Origin of the sequence: Bacteroides sp. 1001302B_160321_D4, from assembly GCF_015667765.1 — a bacterium.
Lineage (GTDB): Bacteria > Bacteroidota > Bacteroidia > Bacteroidales > Bacteroidaceae > Bacteroides > Bacteroides xylanisolvens.
The window spans coordinates 56686-75588 of sequence record NZ_JADPLO010000001.1 but is presented as its reverse complement, the minus strand read 5'-3'; the positions used below and the strand labels follow the sequence as shown (position 1 = coordinate 75588).

Genomic DNA, 18903 nt, shown 5'->3' with positions numbered 1-18903 from the left:
GATAAATGATAAATACGATGACGTCTACAATAATTATCCGTTATCAACCATTTATTATCAACTAAATTAACTATCTTTGCAGCTGAAATAAAAGATATACAGAGATTTAATGAAGACATTTGAAGAGCTTGGCGTTTCTCCGGAGATACGTAGAGCAATTGAAGAAATGGGATACGAGAATCCCATGCCGGTACAAGAGGAAGTGATTCCGTACCTTTTAGGAGAAAATAATGATGTAGTAGCTCTTGCACAGACAGGAACAGGTAAAACAGCCGCATTCGGTTTGCCCTTGCTCCAACAGATTGACGTAAAAAACAGAATTCCACAATCGCTTATCCTCTGCCCTACCCGCGAGCTTTGTCTCCAGATAGCAGGAGATCTGAACGACTATTCCAAATACATTGACGGACTGAAAGTGCTGCCTGTATATGGTGGTTCTTCCATTGATAGCCAAATACGCAGCCTGAAACGAGGTGTACATATCATCGTTGCCACACCAGGACGTCTGCTGGACCTGATGGAACGCAAAACCGTATCTTTATCTACCATCCACAACGTTGTAATGGATGAAGCGGACGAAATGCTTAATATGGGATTCACAGAGAGTATCAATGCCATCCTGGCTGATGTACCGCAAGAACGTAACACACTACTGTTTTCTGCAACAATGAGCCCGGAAATCGCACGTATCTCCAAGAACTACTTACGTAACGCGAAAGAAATAACTATTGGCCGTAAGAATGAAAGTACCAACAACGTTAAACACGTTGTTTATACCGTACAAGCTAAAGATAAATATGAAGCTTTAAAACGTATCGTCGATTACTACCCACAAATATACGGTATCATTTTCTGCCGTACCCGTAAAGAGACTCAAGAAATTGCAGACAAATTGATGCAGGAAGGTTACAATGCCGATTCTTTGCATGGCGAACTTTCCCAAGCACAACGGGATACCGTTATGCAGAAATTCCGCATCCGTAATCTGCAACTGCTCGTTGCAACTGACGTGGCTGCCCGTGGACTTGACGTAGACGATCTGACACATGTCATCAATTACGGATTGCCTGACGACACAGAAAGCTATACACATCGTAGCGGACGTACAGGGCGTGCCGGAAAAACCGGAACTTCCATTGCCATCATCAACCTCCGCGAAAAGGGAAAGATGAGAGAAATCGAACGGATTATCAGCAAAAAATTTATTGTCGGAGAAATGCCGACAGCGGCAGGTATCTGTCAGAAACAGCTGATTAAGGTAATTGATGATCTCGAAAAAGTAAAAGTGAACGAAGAAGAGATTGCCGACTTTATGCCGGAAATCTATCGCAAACTGGAATGGCTAAGCAAAGAGGACTTGATTAAACGAATGGTTTCTCACGAATTCAACCGTTTTGCAGAATATTACCGCAACCGTCCTGAAATAGAACAACCAACCGATATGCGTGCAGAACGCGCCGGACGTGGTGATCGTAAAGAAGGTGGTTTCGAGAAAAGAAGCCGAAAAGCTGCTCCAGGCTTCAACCGCTTATTTATCAATCTGGGTAAAACAGACAGCTTCTTTCCAAGTGATCTTATCGGACTGTTGAACAGCAATACAAGAGGGCGCATTGAATTGGGACGCATTGACCTGATGCAGAACTATTCTTTCTTTGAAGTACCCGAAAAGGAAGCGACCAATGTAATTAAAGCGCTGAACAAAGCTAAATGGAACGGACGTAAGGTCGTTATTGAAATAGCCGGTGAAGAAAGCGGAAAAGGACGCGAAAGCAGTTCTAATGAGCGCAAGGGAGGTAAACGATTCGGCGGCAAAAGTGACGAACGTGCACCACGCTATGAGAATAAGGATAGAAAATCGAGAGATGCTTCTGCAAAAGGTGCTAAATCAGCTAAAAAAGATAAACCTAGTCGTGCAGAACGAGGTTATTCTGATGCCCGTGGTCCAAAAAAGAAAGATGACTGGCAAGAATTTTTCAAAGACAAAGAGCCTGACTTCAGCGAGGAAGGATGGGCACGTAGAAAACCCAAAAAGTAAAAAGGAATTCATTTAAATAAAATAGAAAGGCAACTAACTACCACAGATTAGTTGCCTTTCTATTTAGTAAATATATATCTTTTATCGAAACATTTACTTCATCGAGCTATCTTCAACTCCTGAACAAGATTGCCCGCCTTACCATATTTCTCCATAATAAAGAGCATATACCGCACATCTACTCCGATGCAACGCTGCAAGTCAGGTTCAAATACGATGTCACTGCTCATTGCTTCCCAGTTGCCATCGAAAGCCAGCCCAAGCAATTCTCCTTTAGCATTGAACATGGCACTGCCGGAATTACCGCCTGTAATATCATTATTAGAAATAAAGCAAACATTCATGTCTCCCTGTGCATTGGCATATCTTCCGAAATCACCGGAAGAAAGCAAACTCAACAACTCGGGCTGGACGGCAAAGTCAATATCACCTGCATGTTCTTTCACCTTCTCAAAGATGCCTTTCACGGTGGTATAATAATCGTAAGTGGCCCCATCAAAAGGAGTATATCCCCCAACCGTTCCGAAACTAAGCCGCATAGTGGAATTGGCATCCGGATAGAAATTACGATCAGCATACATACGGCGCATGGCAGCGTTGAACAAGCGTTCCCCTTGCTCTATCTGCTCGGAAGCTTCGGAAATACTCTGATTCATCTCATAATACTTCACGATCAGGTCCAGACTCAAGGAAACAGCCGGGTCCTCTATCAGATTATACGTAGTATCCCGCTCCAGGAAACGTTTTAGGCCCTTAGGAGACGTTATATTGGACGTTGCATACAAAGAGTCTACATAAGCCTGAATATTCCCGTTATAGAGTGTATCTATCTTTTCATACATAGCAGGCAGATACTTCTTATCCACTTTCAACTGATACTCTTTGAGCATGGCAGCAAAAACCTCCTTATCAATGGAAAGATCAAGATTATCATACTTCTCCAATAACTTCTTCATGCGGGTAATCACCAGCTTCTCCTCGGCCTCAAAGTCGAAATTGAGAATTTCAAGAGCAAACTGCACCAATTCGGGACCATTGATAAACGATTCACCGAAATAAGCCAACGCACGATTTGTTTCCCGACGATTACTATAACTCAACTCCAGAGAAGAGAATAAACGAATCAGTTTCTCTCTTTCTTCCGGATGAGACTGAATCCAGTCGCGAAGTGCTGCTTCAGCCGCCCGTTTCTTTTCCAATACCTTCAGATGCTTGATGGCCTTGTTTGTCCCGATACTATTTTTCCAATAATTGGAGCTTTCATCGTATTTTGAAGCATACTTGATACGAATATCCGGACGACGATCCATCTCCCGTTTCCAAACTGCTTGTTTTACTCCCCGCACATCAATCATTGCCTGATTGATTCCATTCATCATCTCTTCGATACCATACGAAGAAAGATAGCGTTCCGTACTTCCCGGATAGCCAAGCGTCATGCAGAAAGAACCTTCCTTGTATCCATCCAAAGAGATGGGCGCCACATATTCAGGGTGATAAGGGACGTTGTCAGGAGAATAATCAGCCGGACCATTCTTGGTGTTTGCATAGATACGAAATACGCTGAAATCGCCCGTATGTCGCGGCCACATCCAATTGTCCGTATCCCATCCGAACTTCCCGACAGAAGAAGGAGGTGCAAAGACTAAACGAACATCGTTATAATCACGATAAACGGAAAGCCAGAATTCATTACCTGCATAATAAGCATCGACAATACCGGTCAGCGTAGAATCTTTTTCGGAAACTTCCAGACCGATTACATTCATGATCGAATCAACAGCTACACGGCGTTCTGTTTCCGTTTTAGCATGACGGGCGGCAGATAATACCCGTTTGGTTACGTCTTCCGTACGAAGCAGAAAACGGACATACAACTCCGGATTCGGCAGCTCTTCGTCAAGGCTACGTGCAAAAAAGCCATCTTTCAGATAATCATGTTCCACAGAAGAGTGTTGCTGGATACTGCTGAAACCACAATGATGATTAGTAAACACCAGACCGTCTTCGGAAACCACCACTCCCGAACAGAAACCTCCAAAGCTGACAACAGCATCTGAAAGAGAGGGTTTCTTCGGATTATATATTTTATTCACAGGCATTTGCAAACCAAGTTCTTTCATTACCCGGTCTGACTGTTTGTTTTTGCGTAGGTTTCCCAGCAGCCACATTCCCTCATCGGCAAATACATTTGACAGACAGAGGGAAAAGACTATCAAGACAGTTAGTCTGAATTTCATATTACTATTTTTAGATTCATTATTCGGTAATCAGCCTCAACTTCTTCGCTCCTACACGGGCTTTCAGCCATTCGCTGATTTTCTGTTTCTCGGCAACAGACGGATGTCTGTCGAATTTCAAAACAGCCAATGTTACCGTATCGGTCTTCATCGAGTCAACCCGTACTTCGAGCGAATGAGCGATGGAGAGCGTAGTGATGGAAGGGTAAAGCACTTTCAGTTCGGGCACTAATGTACGACTCATTGCGTCATACGTTCTGTATTGTTCCAGCGTTGTCTCCAGTTGGGAAATCTTCACTGCCTGTTGCTGAAGTCGCTGCTCGCTGTTTTTGTAGAAGTCTTCCATGACCATGGCACGGATAGAAGTCACATCTACCGCTTCATTATTCATCCCCTGCAATACAACCAGCTTCGTATCTTCCAACTTATATTCTTTCATCTTGCTACGGGCAATAGAAATCGAAGCATCGGGCACTTCAGGACCAATCAAAACAACCCGCACTTCTTTATGCTCATAGCTGATCTTTTTATCAAGCACCTGTGTATTTTCAAAGCTCAACTGATCGCTAATAAAACGATTGGCTGCCGCCTCATAGAAGGTGCTTTTTATAATTCCAAATGTCAGATAAACCGCAGGGCACATGGTAAGCACCACAATCAAAACGATGTATTTACGTACGGTCTTCTCACGGGTTTTATCTACAAACTCTTTTCGTTGGAAATGCATCACACGAACTCCGAGGAAAGTGGCCAGACTGATAAAAACAGAATTGATGAAGTAAAGATAAAAAGCACCCAGGAAATAAATAAGATTACCAGAAGCCAGTCCGTAACCGGCCGTACAAAGTGGTGGCATCAATGCAGTAGCAATGGCAACGCCCGGAATCACATTTCCTTTTTCCTTGGTAGAGAGAGCCACCACGCCTGCCAAACCACCAAAAAGCGCGATGAATACATCATAAATAGTGGGCGATGTACGTGCCAGCAGCTCTGACTGTGAACCGGCAATAGGGGCAAGAAGGAAGAAGATAGTGGCCGTCGTCACACTGAAAGCGGTCGTTATGAGAAAGCTCTTTAAAGAGCGTTTCATTAATTCGAAATCGTTCAGTCCGACAGAGAGTCCTACTCCCATAATAGGCCCCATCAGCGGAGAAATCAACATGGCACCGATAATTACTGCGGTAGAGTTTACATTCAATCCGAGTGATGCCATAAAGATGGCAAAAATCAGAATCCATAAATTGGCACCTTTGAACTCTACACCTTTACGGATAGAATCCACGGTGGCCAGTTCGTTATCCTTGTCTTTTTTCAAGTCCAGATATTCTCCCAGAAAGGACTTGATAGCAAACTTATTACGTTCATCTGTCTTCATAGTTATTTCTTCTTTATAAAGCGATTAATAACAGGAATCTGACTCAATGGTAAATCCTTCTTGACAATATAAGCTATAAATAGCAATAAAAGTACGGTACGGAAAGCGAGACGGAGCACCAGATTAGGGATAGGCACCTGTTCTCCAATAACGTAAAGTACCGCTGCCAGCAGAACATAAAGTCCGAGGCTTTTCAAATCATAACGAATCGGGTATTCTTTCTGTCCTATCCAGTAGGATAACAGCAAAATTACCGCATAGCCTGCAACAGAAGCCCATGCCGAAGCAAGATAGCCGTAAACCGGCACAAATAATATGTTCAATACAACAATAATGACACAGCCGATCACCGAGAAGTAAGCTCCCCAATAGGTCTTATCCGTCAGTTTATACCAAAAGGAAAGATTGAAATAAATCCCTTTACAGATTTCTGCAAGCATCACAATAGCTACCACTCCAAGACCTTCCCAGTAACCTTTTGCTACAAGATAACGCAGCAAATCGAGGTAGAACATTACAGCAAGGAAAGCCAACAATGAAAAGATAAGAAAATATTTCATCGCAGCCGCATACATTTTTCGGTTATCTCCTTCGCGGTCTTTACCAAATACAAACGGTTCGTAAGCGTAACGGAAAGCCTGTGTAAACATGGCCATCACCATCGCTATTTTGCTGGTTGCCGCATAGATACCCAGTTGTACCAACCCTTCCTGTCGATCTTCAAAGAGAAACGGATAGATCATCTTGTCAACAGTCTGATTCAGAATACCTACCAAACCTAAGATTAATACCGGAAAAGAGTATACTACCATTCGCTTCAGCAACACCCGGTCCAACTTATAAGCAAATCCTGTCAGTTCCGGGATAAAGAAGAACATTTGGACAACCGAAATAATCAGGTTGCTGATGAAGATATATCCCACCAGATAGTCCGGATCATAAAACCAAGAGATGGTTGCCGGACAATGTACATTCAGCCACGGACACACCAACAGGAAAAACAGATTCAAACCGATGCCGCCAATGATAGAAAGCAGTTTGATAGCTGCAAACTTGACAGGGCGTTTTTTATATCGCAAATAGGCAAAAGGGATGCATTGAAAAGAGTCTAAAGCTACCACAACAGCCATCATCGCTATAAATTCCGGATGATCGCCATAATCCAGCAAATTGGAAATCGGTTGCAGGAATAACAGACAAAGGAGAACGAAAATCAAAGATACGCCTCCTACTGACAATAGGGAGTTGGCATATACTTTCATCGGGTCTTCTCCCGATTTATTGGCGAAACGGAAGAATCCCGTTTCCATACCGAACGTAAGCAGTACGAGCATCAGGGCTGTAAACGCATACACGTTCGATACGACTCCGTAACCTCCGGTGGAAGCCGGTAATACAGCTGTATACAAGGGTACCAGCATGTAGTTAAGGAATCGTCCGACAATACTACTTAACCCATAAATCGCAGTATCTTTAGCTAATGATTTTAGTCCAGCCATGTTTTATTAGTGATTATCATTCAGATTGGTTCAACGTTTCTTCTTTTGTTTAAACAACCAATCCATAAATCCGGGATAATTGAAAGCCGGATTCCAGCTTCCATGATTACAACCGGGAAATTCAATATATTCCACATCTGCACCGGCAGCTTTCAGTGCTTTATATGCTTCGCGAGAACCTTTCACCGGAACTACATCATCCGCATCTCCATGAAAGATACGGAACTTCACATCTTTGGCAGCCGACAACCGGCTTGGATTGACTATACCGCAGATAGGAATTGCAGCAGCAAATATTTCCGGGTAGCGTATTACTAAATCATACGTTCCCATCGCTCCCATTGAAAGGCCGATAATATAAACCCGTTGCGTGTCCACTTCGGGCATCACCAGATAGGAATCAAGCAACTGTTTGAGTGTCTGCAATATAGGACTGATCTCCTGTCCTACCGGCATTTCAGCAGGTATAAAAGACTTCGGACGTTCCGTATAAGCCCAGTAACCGTCTGTCGGACACTGCGGAATCAGCACAAAAGCAGGATACTTTTCTTGATTGACCGGATTAAGAAACATCTGTCCGCCATGAGTCAATTGCTTCTCATTATCATTTCCCCGTTCGCCGGCTCCATGCAAGAACAGCACGAGGGGGTACTTCTCACCCGGTTTCACCGATTCGGGGTGAATCATCCGGTAAGGTAAGGAATCTCCTTTAGAAGAAACAAAAATGTCTCTCCCATATCCCTGTTGAGCCGATAAAGAAAGGCTCAAAAAGAGAAAAACAAATAAAGTAATCCATTGCTTCATCATCCAACTATGCTTTATAAAGTTCTTTTATACCGTTAATACCACTTGTCACATGACGCTTTATGTTAGTCATTAAACAGTGTTTTCTGACTATTATAAAGACTTCTTCCCAAATGCTTATAGGCAAGTTCGGTCACTTCACGTCCGCGGGGAGTACGTTTCATGAATCCTTCTTTTATCAGGAAAGGTTCGTAAACCTCCTCAATGGTTCCCGCATCTTCTCCTAAAGCCGTAGCAATGGTCGTTATACCGACAGGGCCGCCTTTAAACTTGTCTATAATGGTACAAAGTATCTTGTTGTCTATCTCATCCAGTCCGTACTTGTCGATATTCAATGCCTCCAGCGCAAACTGGGCAATCTCCGTATCGATAGAGCCGGTGCCTTTCACCTGTGCGAAGTCACGTACCCGGCGAAGCAAAGCATTGGCAATACGGGGCGTCCCACGGCTGCGGGAAGCAATCTCCGATGCTGCACGTACCGAGCAAGGCACATCCAGTATGGACGCAGAACGACGGATGATATTGCTCAAAATATCATCATCATAATACTCCAAATGAAGGTTAATACCGAAACGTGCACGAAGCGGAGCCGTCAGCAGACCGCTACGCGTGGTTGCACCAACCAGCGTGAAAGGATTCAAATCGATCTGGATGCTGCGTGCCGAAGGTCCCTTATCAATCATAATATCGATGCGGTAATCTTCCATGGCCGAATAAAGATATTCTTCCACTACGGGCGACAGACGATGAATTTCATCAATAAAAAGCACGTCGTTCGGTTCGAGGCTGGTCAATACACCTGCCAAGTCACCCGGTTTATCTAGCACCGGACCGGAAGTTACTTTAAAGCCGACTCCCAATTCGTTGGCGATAATATTTGAAAGAGTTGTTTTTCCTAATCCGGGAGGGCCATGCAACAGCACATGGTCGAGTGCTTCGCCGCGCAGACGTGCCGCCTTCACAAAAATGCGAAGGTTTTCCACCACCTTGTCCTGGCCGCTAAAGTCTTCAAAGCTTAACGGACGGAGTGCATTCTCGAAATCCCGTTCTTTTGAAGTAAGCTGATGTTCGCGTATGTTAAAATCTTCCTGTTCCATTTATTTCTTGAAAAGTAGGAGACAAAGATAGAGATTTACATTCATTTTCAGTATAAGAAAGACGAAGATTTAGTTTATTTGAAACGTAATAACTACTTTTGCACTATCTATATACACGCTATCAACTATGGTTCTAAATTACATTTGGATAGGATTCTTTGTCGTCGCCTTTATCATCGCCCTTGTAAAAGTGATTTTTCTGGGAGATACGGAGATATTTACGGCTATCATGAACGCTACATTCGATTCTTCAAAGACAGCTTTCGAAATTTCTCTAGGGCTTACGGGTGTACTGGCCCTTTGGTTGGGTATCATGAAAATCGGCGAGAACAGCGGATTGATTAATGCACTGGCTCGCTTTCTTAGTCCGGTGCTTTGCCGACTGTTTCCAGATATTCCTAAAGGACATCCGGTGTTAGGGTCCATCTTCATGAATATGTCTGCCAATATGCTTGGCCTCGACAATGCGGCCACCCCATTGGGACTGAAAGCGATGAAAGAGCTGCAGGAACTGAATCCGAAAAAGGACACTGCTTCCAATCCGATGATTATGTTTTTGGTGATTAATACATCCGGCCTTATCATCATTCCGATCAGTATCATGGTATATCGTGCACAAATGGGGGCTGCACAGCCTACAGATGTATTTATCCCTATTCTGCTAAGTACTTTCATTTCAACTCTAGTAGGAGTCATAGCAGTCAGTATCGCTCAAAAGATAAACTTAATCAATAAGCCTATTCTCATTTTAATGGGCGTTATCTGCCTTTTCTTTTCCGGCTTGATTTATCTGTTTCTAAGTGTCTCGCGGGAAGATATGGGTACTTATTCTACATTGATAGCGAATATTCTGCTGTTCAGTGTCATCATTCTGTTTATTTTGACGGGAGTCAGAAAGAAAATCAATGTATACGATTCGTTTGTGGAGGGAGCTAAAGAAGGGTTTACGACGGCTGTACGCATCATTCCTTATCTGGTTGCTTTCCTTGTAGGAATTGCAGTGTTCCGCACTTCGGGAGCAATGGATTTTCTGGTGGGAGGCATCGGCTATATAGTAGGCTTATGCGGAGTGGACACGAGCTTTGTAGGAGCGCTGCCTACCGCATTGATGAAATCGCTTAGCGGTAGCGGTGCAAACGGATTGATGATCGATACGATGAAAGAACTGGGACCGGATTCGTTTGTAGGACGTATGAGTTGTGTCGTTCGCGGAGCTTCGGACACCACATTCTACATTCTGGCCGTTTATTTCGGCAGTGTGGGGATCACCAAGACTCGTAATGCGGTGACTTGCGGTCTGATAGCAGACTTCTCGGGTATCATAGCCGCTATCTTAATCAGTTATTTATTTTTCTTTTAAATCATAACATTCAATTATGGCTGTAACTTATCAAACAGAAGGCGTAAAAATGCCTGATATCAAGAAACGTGAGACTACGGAATGGATAAAGGCCGTAGCTGCTTCTTACGGGAAAAGACTCGGTGAAATCGCTTATATCTTCTGCTCGGACGAAAAGATTCTGGAGGTAAACCGTCAGTATCTGCAACATGACTACTACACGGACATTATTACTTTCGATTATTGTGAAGGCGATCGTCTATCAGGTGACTTATTCATCAGTCTGGATACGATACATACGAATGCGGAGCAGTTTGGCACCTCATACGAAGACGAACTACATCGTGTGATTATCCACGGAATTCTTCACTTGTGCGGCATCAACGATAAAGGTCCCGGGGAGCGGGAGATTATGGAAGGTGCTGAAAACAAAGCATTATCTATACGAAAAGTGTAAACAAGCCTCAACAGCAAACGATTTCAATAAACAAGCGATTTATTCAAACATACTATACTGTATAAATACTGTAAAACGAAGACGCCTCATCGTAATCACTACGACGAGGCGTTTTCATTAGCAACGTAATGCTAATTTAAACACTAAATTATTTAAGAGAGAGATTTATTACTTCTTATCAGGGGTTACTTCTGGAGTAACCAATTTCTTGATTGATTTCATATTCAGATACAGAAAGGCCAACCGCGGCTGTGCTTCCTGAACAACCAATTCCAATGAATCTGATGTTACATAACCAATACGTTCACGTGTTTTATACACTTCTACTTTTCCGTTGTCTTCTTTACTAAATCCTTCTATAATCAAATAGCCGTTGTCGATCTTCCATGTTCTAAGATCTAAAGACGGTACATTGATAGCAGAACATTTACCGCCTTTTTTAAACTCAAACCCTTTGAGTTCCCCTGTAGATTCATAGGTATAAGGATTACACCATTTACCAATAATTTGTTTCTCCACTTTCTGTCCATAGCTGCTGAATGCAAAGCAAGACAGAACCATAACTGTCATTAATAGTTTCTTCATTTTATTTATTTTTCTAGTAAATCATATTTCTGATCAATTCCACGTTCTCGCAAATGAATACCCTCTTTCATCCAACGCGGTTCTTTTGTTCCTTTCAGATAATAATCAAAGAACTGTTTCATCCGGATAGTCCAGTCTTTCTGTGCAGCCTGATTACCAAGAAAATGCCCTTCACCTTTGTAATTAAGATGCCATGCCGGACGTTGTAAACGACGCATAGCTAAATAAAGTGCACGACCTTGTTCGTAGGCAACAGCCTCATCCTTATCATTATGCCAAATTAATAATGGAGTATGTATTTTATCCGCTTCCACGATAGCAGAGCTTGCCAAATACTTATCTTTGGCTTCCCATAAACTCTTTCCCATACGGCTTTGCCATTCTTCATACATGAAATAACGCGGCAAACCGCTTCCACCACGAATACCCAAATAACCGGTTACCATATCAGTAATAGGAGCCCCGATATTAGCACAAGCGAATATATCCGTCTTCGTCACCAGATAACTAGCTTGGAAACCTGACCAACTATGTCCCTGAAGACCTATTTTTCCCGGATGCGCTATCCCCTGCTCTATCAAGTATTTCGTTCCGCTTACTACTGCATCATAACTACTCTGTCCCGGTGTTCCTATGGTGAAATGCACATCCGGCATAAATACAATGTACCCATTACTTACAAAGTACATCACATCCGCCATTGCGCTACTCAACATAGGAGCGTGATAAGTGTTCAGTCCTCCGGAATGTGTTTCATAGAACTGTACCAGAACGGGATATTCTTTCTTAGCGTCATAATCTTCCGGCAAGTAAAGTATTCCCTTGTTAGGCTTATTCTCATAATTAGTCCATTCCACTAACTTTGCAGTACCCCATTTGTATTCGCTTTGTTGAGGATTAGCGTTCGTTATACGAATCGGATCAGAGAAATCCGATTTACTCCACCACAGATCACGGAATTCTGATATATTCTGACGATTCCAAATACAATACTTCTGATTGTCAGAAAAACGATGAATTGAATAGATGTAAGGACCTTCTGCGAGCTTCTTCAAGCGACCTTTCATGTCAAGTGAATAAATACCTTCATCCATTGTGTTTTCATCCCATACACTAACTATAATCGTCTCGTCCGGATTGAATACTTCTTTGTCAATATTGCTGGTCATTTTACGGATAGATCTCTGATTTTTGCGACCATACCCCTTAGTGATACATTCCGGCTGACGTTCTCCGGTCAAATCGATCTTCCACCAGTCATAAGCATCATAAATCAACACATTATTACCATCAGCAGTCCAACCAGCAATACCATAAGCAGGTGCAGGATTTGGTTTGTCATAAGTTTCCTCGAATATCGGATACCCAATAGCTGTTGAAATATCGGTAACCTCACCCGTTTTTCCGTCAAACTTATTCCATACCTGTGCAACAGGATCATACATCACAGCCCATTTGCCGTTCACCGACCACCTCGGTCTTGTCCGGTAGCTACGTCCTACCAATTGCTTTTCTCCCGTATGTACATTCACAGAATAGATGTCAAACGGCATTTCATTAAGCCAGTCTTTCTGCGAACGATAAGGCGTTTCGTCCGTATAAAGCACATAATGAATCTCTTCCGCACGGTCCGGCTCCAACAAATCAGCATGTCCAGGAGCTACTTCCGTCAATTTTTGGGAAGTAATGTCATAGATATATTTCGAATATTGAGGATGGGAATAACGGCTACGAGTCTGCAAAGTAGGTACTTCATATTCATCCCAGGTCCACAACTCCAGTTCAAAACTCTTATCCGGCTTTATTTCCTCTTCTTTCTTATCTTTATTTACTTTCTCCTGATAAGGTCTGAGTTCCATTGTCAGAAACTTCTGGCTACTTGACAGACTAGCCCGGACAAGTTCCATCCTTGCAGGAAGAACTATCTCTTTTCGGTCAAAGACCAAATCACAGGTGTTCTTCTTTAAGGAAAAGTTGTACCATAGTGAATCTTTAATACTGAACCCTCCTATCATCTGTTTTGCATTCAAGTTGAAAGAAACTGGTTCTTTCTTTACGGAACTCTGATAAATAGTCTGATAGGGTCCGGTTAATGGACCATAACACAATGCGTTACCTTTCGCTTGTTTACGTACAAAGATGATAGATCGTCCTTCGTTGTACAAGGTATAATAACCAATACTGTCAATTTGAAAGGAAGTGCCGTTTTTTAGATGACGAACTATCAAGCGGTCGAAAGATGGAACATGATTGATGGTATCCTTCGGCACATTTGTTACAGAAATTGAGTAAGGAATTCCTTTTGCTGGTCGGAAAGCTTCCTTATAAGTCCACTCGGTCTTTGTGCCTGAAGGCAGTTCTAACAGGATTGTTTTCGCATTCCCAGTAGAATCGGACACTTGATAATATGCAGCTTGATCTGAATTATAAAACTCAATATTTTCTACATCCTCCAACAGAATCTCCTTACGGGTGCGTGAGTCAAACAGGTGCAAGATCTTTCCGTCTTTGTACTCGGGATTATATTCCATAGGAGTTATACGATAAGTCACCCATCGCCCTGTCGGAGAAATATCAGGCGACTCTACACGCATCCATGACATACACGCGTCAATATCAATCGGCTTCTTCGGTGTTTGTGCCTTAATATTCTGACCAAATCCGATCAAAAGTCCTACTGCTATTCCGATTCTTATTATTGTCCTGTTCATTTTATCTTCTCCTTTCATCTTCTATCATATATTTATTCAGATCAATATCTGCATCCGCCGAATGATCGTTCAATAGTAAACGTGCGAAATGGCGCCACATTTTATGTTCAAAGAATACTTCTGATTCACCAAAGAATCCATGAGTGCATTTCGGTAGTACAAACATATCAAAATCTTTGTCTGCTTTAATCAATGCATGTATCAAACGTAATGTATTCGCCGGATTTACGGTATTATCGACCGCACCAGTAAATAACAACAAGCCATGCTTGTAATTCTTGGCTAGTTCCTGATTAGGGCGTACACGAACACTGTAATCATAAGTCGTATGCTCCACTCCCAAACTATCTTTCCCTGTTTTCACCTTTTCATCTACGCCAAAGTGAATTTCCACAAAGCCCTTATTATAGATTCTGTTATCATGGTTACCCGCCGAAGAGACAGCAGCTGAATAGAAGTCGGGATAAGTACATATAGCTGCAGCCGACATGAATCCTCCTCCGGAATGACCATAAATACCGACTTTTGTACCATCAATGAAAGGATAACGGGCAGCCAGTTGCTCAATAGCATACTTATCATCTGCCAATGGATAGTCACGCATATTGTTGTATCCATATGTATGATATGCTTTTCCACGCATCGGAGTACCACCTCTATGACCTACAGTAATAACAATGAATCCCAGTTGTGCCAGACGGGTATTATATACATCATTCACAGTAAAGCGTGTCGGCACATATTCAAAAAAAGGTCCCGGATAGACGTTCGAAATAATGGGATAAACCTTCGTCGAGTCAAAATCTGCAGGTTTCCACATCACGCCATAAAGATCAGTCACACCATCAGCCGCTTTCACCCTAAAACGCTCCGGAGCTTTCCATCCCATCTCATAAACAGGTTGCAAGTCCGGTTTTTCCAGTTTCATAACCACCTTTCCACGTGAGTTGCGAACGACATTGACAGGTTCTTGTGAAACTGTGGAGTAGGAATCTACAATATAATGGTTAGAGGGAGAAATTCTAGCTTCATGTGATGCGTTTTCGGGTGTCAACAAACGAATATCATTCAGTTGATCCAGTTTAGCTTCATAAAGGATATAATAATAAGGGTCGATGCTTTTCTCACGACCATAACCATAAAAATAAAATTTTCGACCGACAGTATCAATCTTTGCAATCGGACCAGCCACCCAAGTTCCGTCTGTCACCTGATTTTTCAGGTTTCCGGTAGCAGTATCATACAGATAGTAGTGTCCCCACCCGTTCCGTTCCGAACGAAATAATATTTCTTTTCCATCTTTCAGGAAAGACACGCTACGCATCTGATAATCAAGGTACGGCTTATTCTCTTCATGAATTACGACGCGTACCTGTCCAGTTTCGACATCCACCTCACAAATATCTGATTGATTCCAAGAGCGGTTATAACGTTGAAAATAGAGACGTTTACCATCATTTGTTGTATACAGTACATCGATATACTGATCAGGCCAACGATTGATATCTACTTTCTTCACTTCCCTTTTATCTACGTCGCCAAGTAAAAGTTCATATTGTGTCACGTCTTTATCTCCTGCCAACTCGGCTTTATAAGTCGTTAATTCAGGAAACTTTGACAATGAATTGATTAACCACAGATCGCGCACTTTCCGATTGTCCTCACGAACAGCATAAAAACGATGAGTACCCGGAAGCCAATGAGCTGATTCAGCCCCGAAACGTCCCTCCATCTTTCCTTCATCCTCACGATTGAATGTATAGTCCGGTCCCCCGTCTGTTGTCAACTGTACAGGTATTGTATCCTGTCCCTTTTTCGGATTTCCGACAAAATACAGGTTGTCTTTACTGGCATACAACATATACAAGCTATCCGGAGAATATTTCTTCCAGTATGGATCACCGTCTTTATAAATAGGCTTTTCATCGAGTTTCTTCAACACTTTCGTACGAATGTTATAGGTATATAGCCCACGGTCGAAGTCGAGACGAATTGTCTCATTATCTTTCATGAAAGTGAAAGACAGATGAGGATCTGCAGCAGAGTAAGCTTTTTTGGTATATACTGCAATCTTACTCAAGAGTTCGGGGGTATCAAACAACAGACGTTTTTCCTTTTTCTTCGGATTCACATAATAGTATTTCTCTCCCTCACGGGTAGTGAAAGAATAGTAGAAGCAGTCCGTATCATTGATGAACGTAGGGTTGACTTCCGTAGAATACTTCATGATAGGATTCTGTGTCAGTAAACGAAACTTCTCCGCCAACTGATAATTTGCTTTTTGCTGTGCGCTGGCCATGTTGCATATTAATGCAACAGCCGCCAAGCACAGATATCTAAAAAGAGAGTTTTTCATAAAATCTTGTCTATTGTCTTATTTGGTACAGTTTATATCCCCCCAATAATCTGCCCGGTTATCACCCAGCAAGTGTTTAGCAAAGAAGCGATACATCTTTTTCTCAAAATATTTATCTGCAGAGCCATATCCATGCCCTGCACCGGGTATTACCAACATATCGAAATCTTTGCCAGCTTCAATCAATGCTTGAGCTACACGATAAGTGTGTGCAGGATTAACATTCTTATCCATATCTCCCGTCACAAGCATCAGATGCCCTTTCAGATTCTTGGCAATCTCTGCATTAGACTTCACACTGAATTTGTACTCATATTCTTTCGTTTCGTTGCCCAAGCTGTCTTTCACAACCTTTTCAACTTCTTTCACGCCATTATAGCATTCGCCCCAACCACGATTATAGATACTATTATCGTGATTCCCGGAACAGGAAACGGCAGCCGTATAAAAGTCCGGATAAGTGAATATAGCAGCTGCAGCCATAAATCCGCCACCTGAGTGCCCGTATATACCTACTTTCTTGCCATTGATAAACGAGTGGCGTTGAGCCAACTGTTCGATTGCATATTTATCATCTGCAAGGGGATAATCGCGCATATTGCCATAACCGTAGCGATGATAAGCTTTACCACGCATCGGAGTATCCCCTCTATGTCCTACAGTAATGACAATAAAACCTAGCTGTGCCATACGGGTACAATAGCTGTCATCCAATGTAAAGTTTGTAGGTACAAAGCCGAAATAAGGACCAGGATAAACGACTGAAATAATCGGATATTTCTTTTCAGGATTAAAATCAGACGGCTTCCACATCACTCCATATAAGTCGGTAATATTATCTGCTGCCTTTACAACAAAACGTTCCGGCTTTTTCCAACCCGATGCATAGACTAAGTCCAAGTCAGGTTTTGCCAACTCCATTATCACTTTGCCTTTTCTATCTTTCAGCATGATTTTAGGCTCCATGTCAACTCTTGAATATGTATCGATATAGTAATTATGAGATTTCAAGAAATTCACATTATGCTGCCCATCTTCTGTACTTAATGGAGTAACTCCTTCTTTGTCAATATCAACTTCGAAAAGCATATAATAGAAAGGATTTACTTTCTTATCTCTTCCATATCCATACAGATAAACTTTGCGTTTCAGTGTATCAATAGAATTAATGTAGCCTGTTACCCATTCACCAGAAGTCATCACATTCTTGAGGTTTCCATCGCTATCATAATGATAATAATGTCCCCAGCCAGTACGCTCCGAACGGAATAAAATATCCTTACCATCGTTCAAGATTGCCACATTACGAGCATGAGGATCACGATACGGTTTATCTTCTTCATGAATGATCTCCTTTACTTCCAAAGTTGAGAGATTAACCGAGCATACATCTACTTCATCCCAAGTACGTTTAGTGCGTTCAAAAAACAAATATTTGCTATCTGAGGTAACATGAAGAGGCATTACATACTGGTCTTTCCATTTGTCCACCTTCGCTTTCTTTGCCGTTTTTTCTACAATATCAATAATCGTCAAATCATTTTGAGTAACATATTTATCACCAGGGAACTCATATTTATATTTGACCAATGACGGTGAATCTTCTATTGAATTAATTACCCAAAAATCTCGTAATAAACGGTTATCATCACGCACTGCATATACATGGCGATTATCCGGACACCAGCGTGCTAGCGTCGGTACTTCTCCGTCTTCTGCAGGTTCGTAATCATCTTCACGAGCATATGAAAAGTCTTTCATACCATCCGTAGTCAGTTGCACTTCAGTTGTATCTACTCCCAGTGACTTATTTCCTTTCACATACAAATTATGATTCTTTGCATACAAAATATATTTCTTGTCAGGAGAAAAGTTCATCCAAGTATAGCTTGGGTCTGATGATTCTTTCTTCTCTTCTTTCTTCTCAACTATTGTCAGTTTACCCGTCAAACGATTATAACTATACTGCTTACCCTTATAATCGAACTCAAATGAACGTTGATCTTTTGAAAAAGTAATAGATGAAATGTCCAGTTTATTTTTATCCACCACGCCTTTGGTGAATTCACTTAACTGCATAGCCATCTTACTTTTGTCAAAAAGAGGTTCACGTTTTCCTGCAGCAGGCATCACATAATAGTAATCTTTACCAGCTGTCGTTTGAAAATCAAACCAGAAATTATCTGTATCATTGATTTCCCGCGGATAAATCGATAGACTATTATTAGATAATTTACCTCCTAAGGTAAATTCCTGAAACTCCTGTACCAACTCGTAATTGGCTAGTATTGTATCATGCTTGCCAGAGGCTTGTCCCCATCCTTGCAATGCAAAAATAAAAGACAAGCTGCCGACAATAAAAACTCGTTTTAATACCATAATGGCTATTTTATTACTATATGAAT

Annotated in this window: 12 protein-coding genes; 3 read left to right on the top strand and 9 right to left on the bottom strand. The window is 42.0% G+C overall.

Annotated features, from left to right (window positions below; translation table 11 throughout):
• Positions 1-109: 109 nt before the first annotated feature.
• Positions 110-2035 (top strand): DEAD/DEAH box helicase, encoded by a 1926-nt coding sequence (locus KFO40_RS00300; RefSeq protein ID WP_128858647.1) that lies wholly within the window; start codon positions 110-112, stop codon positions 2033-2035.
• Positions 2036-2133: 98 nt separating this feature from the next.
• Here KFO40_RS00300 and KFO40_RS00295 read toward each other — a convergent pair whose 3' ends face one another.
• From KFO40_RS00295 to ruvB, 5 genes are all read right to left on the bottom strand, one after another.
• Positions 2134-4275, bottom strand: a complete 2142-nt coding sequence (locus KFO40_RS00295; RefSeq protein WP_211145949.1) for a S46 family peptidase — start codon at positions 4273-4275, stop codon at positions 2134-2136.
• Positions 4276-4294: 19 nt separating this feature from the next.
• Complete coding sequence (locus tag KFO40_RS00290; RefSeq protein ID WP_211145948.1) at positions 4295-5650, bottom strand: TIGR00341 family protein; 1356 nt, start codon at positions 5648-5650, stop codon at positions 4295-4297.
• A 2-nt stretch (positions 5651-5652) separates the two neighbouring features.
• A complete protein-coding gene (locus tag KFO40_RS00285) occupies positions 5653-7149 on the bottom strand; it encodes a polysaccharide biosynthesis C-terminal domain-containing protein (protein WP_211145947.1) in 1497 nt (498 codons plus the stop codon).
• Between the two features lie 30 nt (positions 7150-7179).
• Positions 7180-7956 (bottom strand): dienelactone hydrolase family protein, encoded by a 777-nt coding sequence (locus tag KFO40_RS00280; protein ID WP_082436439.1) that lies wholly within the window; start codon positions 7954-7956, stop codon positions 7180-7182.
• A gap of 62 nt (positions 7957-8018) precedes the next feature.
• Positions 8019-9050 carry a Holliday junction branch migration DNA helicase RuvB gene (gene ruvB / locus KFO40_RS00275; protein WP_004313748.1) on the bottom strand — a complete coding sequence of 344 codons (1032 nt, stop codon included), beginning with the start codon at positions 9048-9050 and terminating at the stop codon, positions 8019-8021.
• A gap of 127 nt (positions 9051-9177) precedes the next feature.
• On the opposite strand from ruvB, the gene KFO40_RS00270 reads away from it, so the two are divergent.
• Positions 9178-10410 (top strand): nucleoside recognition domain-containing protein, encoded by a 1233-nt coding sequence (locus tag KFO40_RS00270; protein WP_055278528.1) that lies wholly within the window; start codon positions 9178-9180, stop codon positions 10408-10410.
• Between the two features lie 16 nt (positions 10411-10426).
• A complete protein-coding gene (gene ybeY / locus KFO40_RS00265) occupies positions 10427-10846 on the top strand; it encodes an rRNA maturation RNase YbeY (RefSeq protein ID WP_008770468.1) in 420 nt (139 codons plus the stop codon).
• Between the two features lie 168 nt (positions 10847-11014).
• On the opposite strand, the gene KFO40_RS00260 is transcribed toward ybeY, so the two are convergent.
• Genes KFO40_RS00260 through KFO40_RS00245 form a run of 4 tightly spaced genes read right to left on the bottom strand, consistent with a single transcriptional unit; the run spans position 11015 to position 18877 of the window.
• The gene (locus KFO40_RS00260; RefSeq protein WP_008770469.1) at positions 11015-11431 is read right to left on the bottom strand and encodes a lipocalin family protein; all 417 of its coding nucleotides are present in this window, start codon (positions 11429-11431) and stop codon (positions 11015-11017) included.
• Between the two features lie 5 nt (positions 11432-11436).
• Entirely contained in the window at positions 11437-14160 is a 2724-nt protein-coding gene (locus KFO40_RS00255; RefSeq protein ID WP_211145946.1) for a prolyl oligopeptidase family serine peptidase, read from the bottom strand.
• The gene (locus KFO40_RS00250; protein WP_211145944.1) at positions 14144-16498 is read right to left on the bottom strand and encodes a S9 family peptidase; all 2355 of its coding nucleotides are present in this window, start codon (positions 16496-16498) and stop codon (positions 14144-14146) included. The genes KFO40_RS00255 and KFO40_RS00250 overlap by 17 nt, the downstream gene beginning before the upstream one ends.
• An 18-nt stretch (positions 16499-16516) precedes the next feature.
• Positions 16517-18877 carry a S9 family peptidase gene (locus KFO40_RS00245; RefSeq protein WP_211145943.1) on the bottom strand — a complete coding sequence of 787 codons (2361 nt, stop codon included), beginning with the start codon at positions 18875-18877 and terminating at the stop codon, positions 16517-16519.
• Positions 18878-18903: the final 26 nt, after the last annotated feature.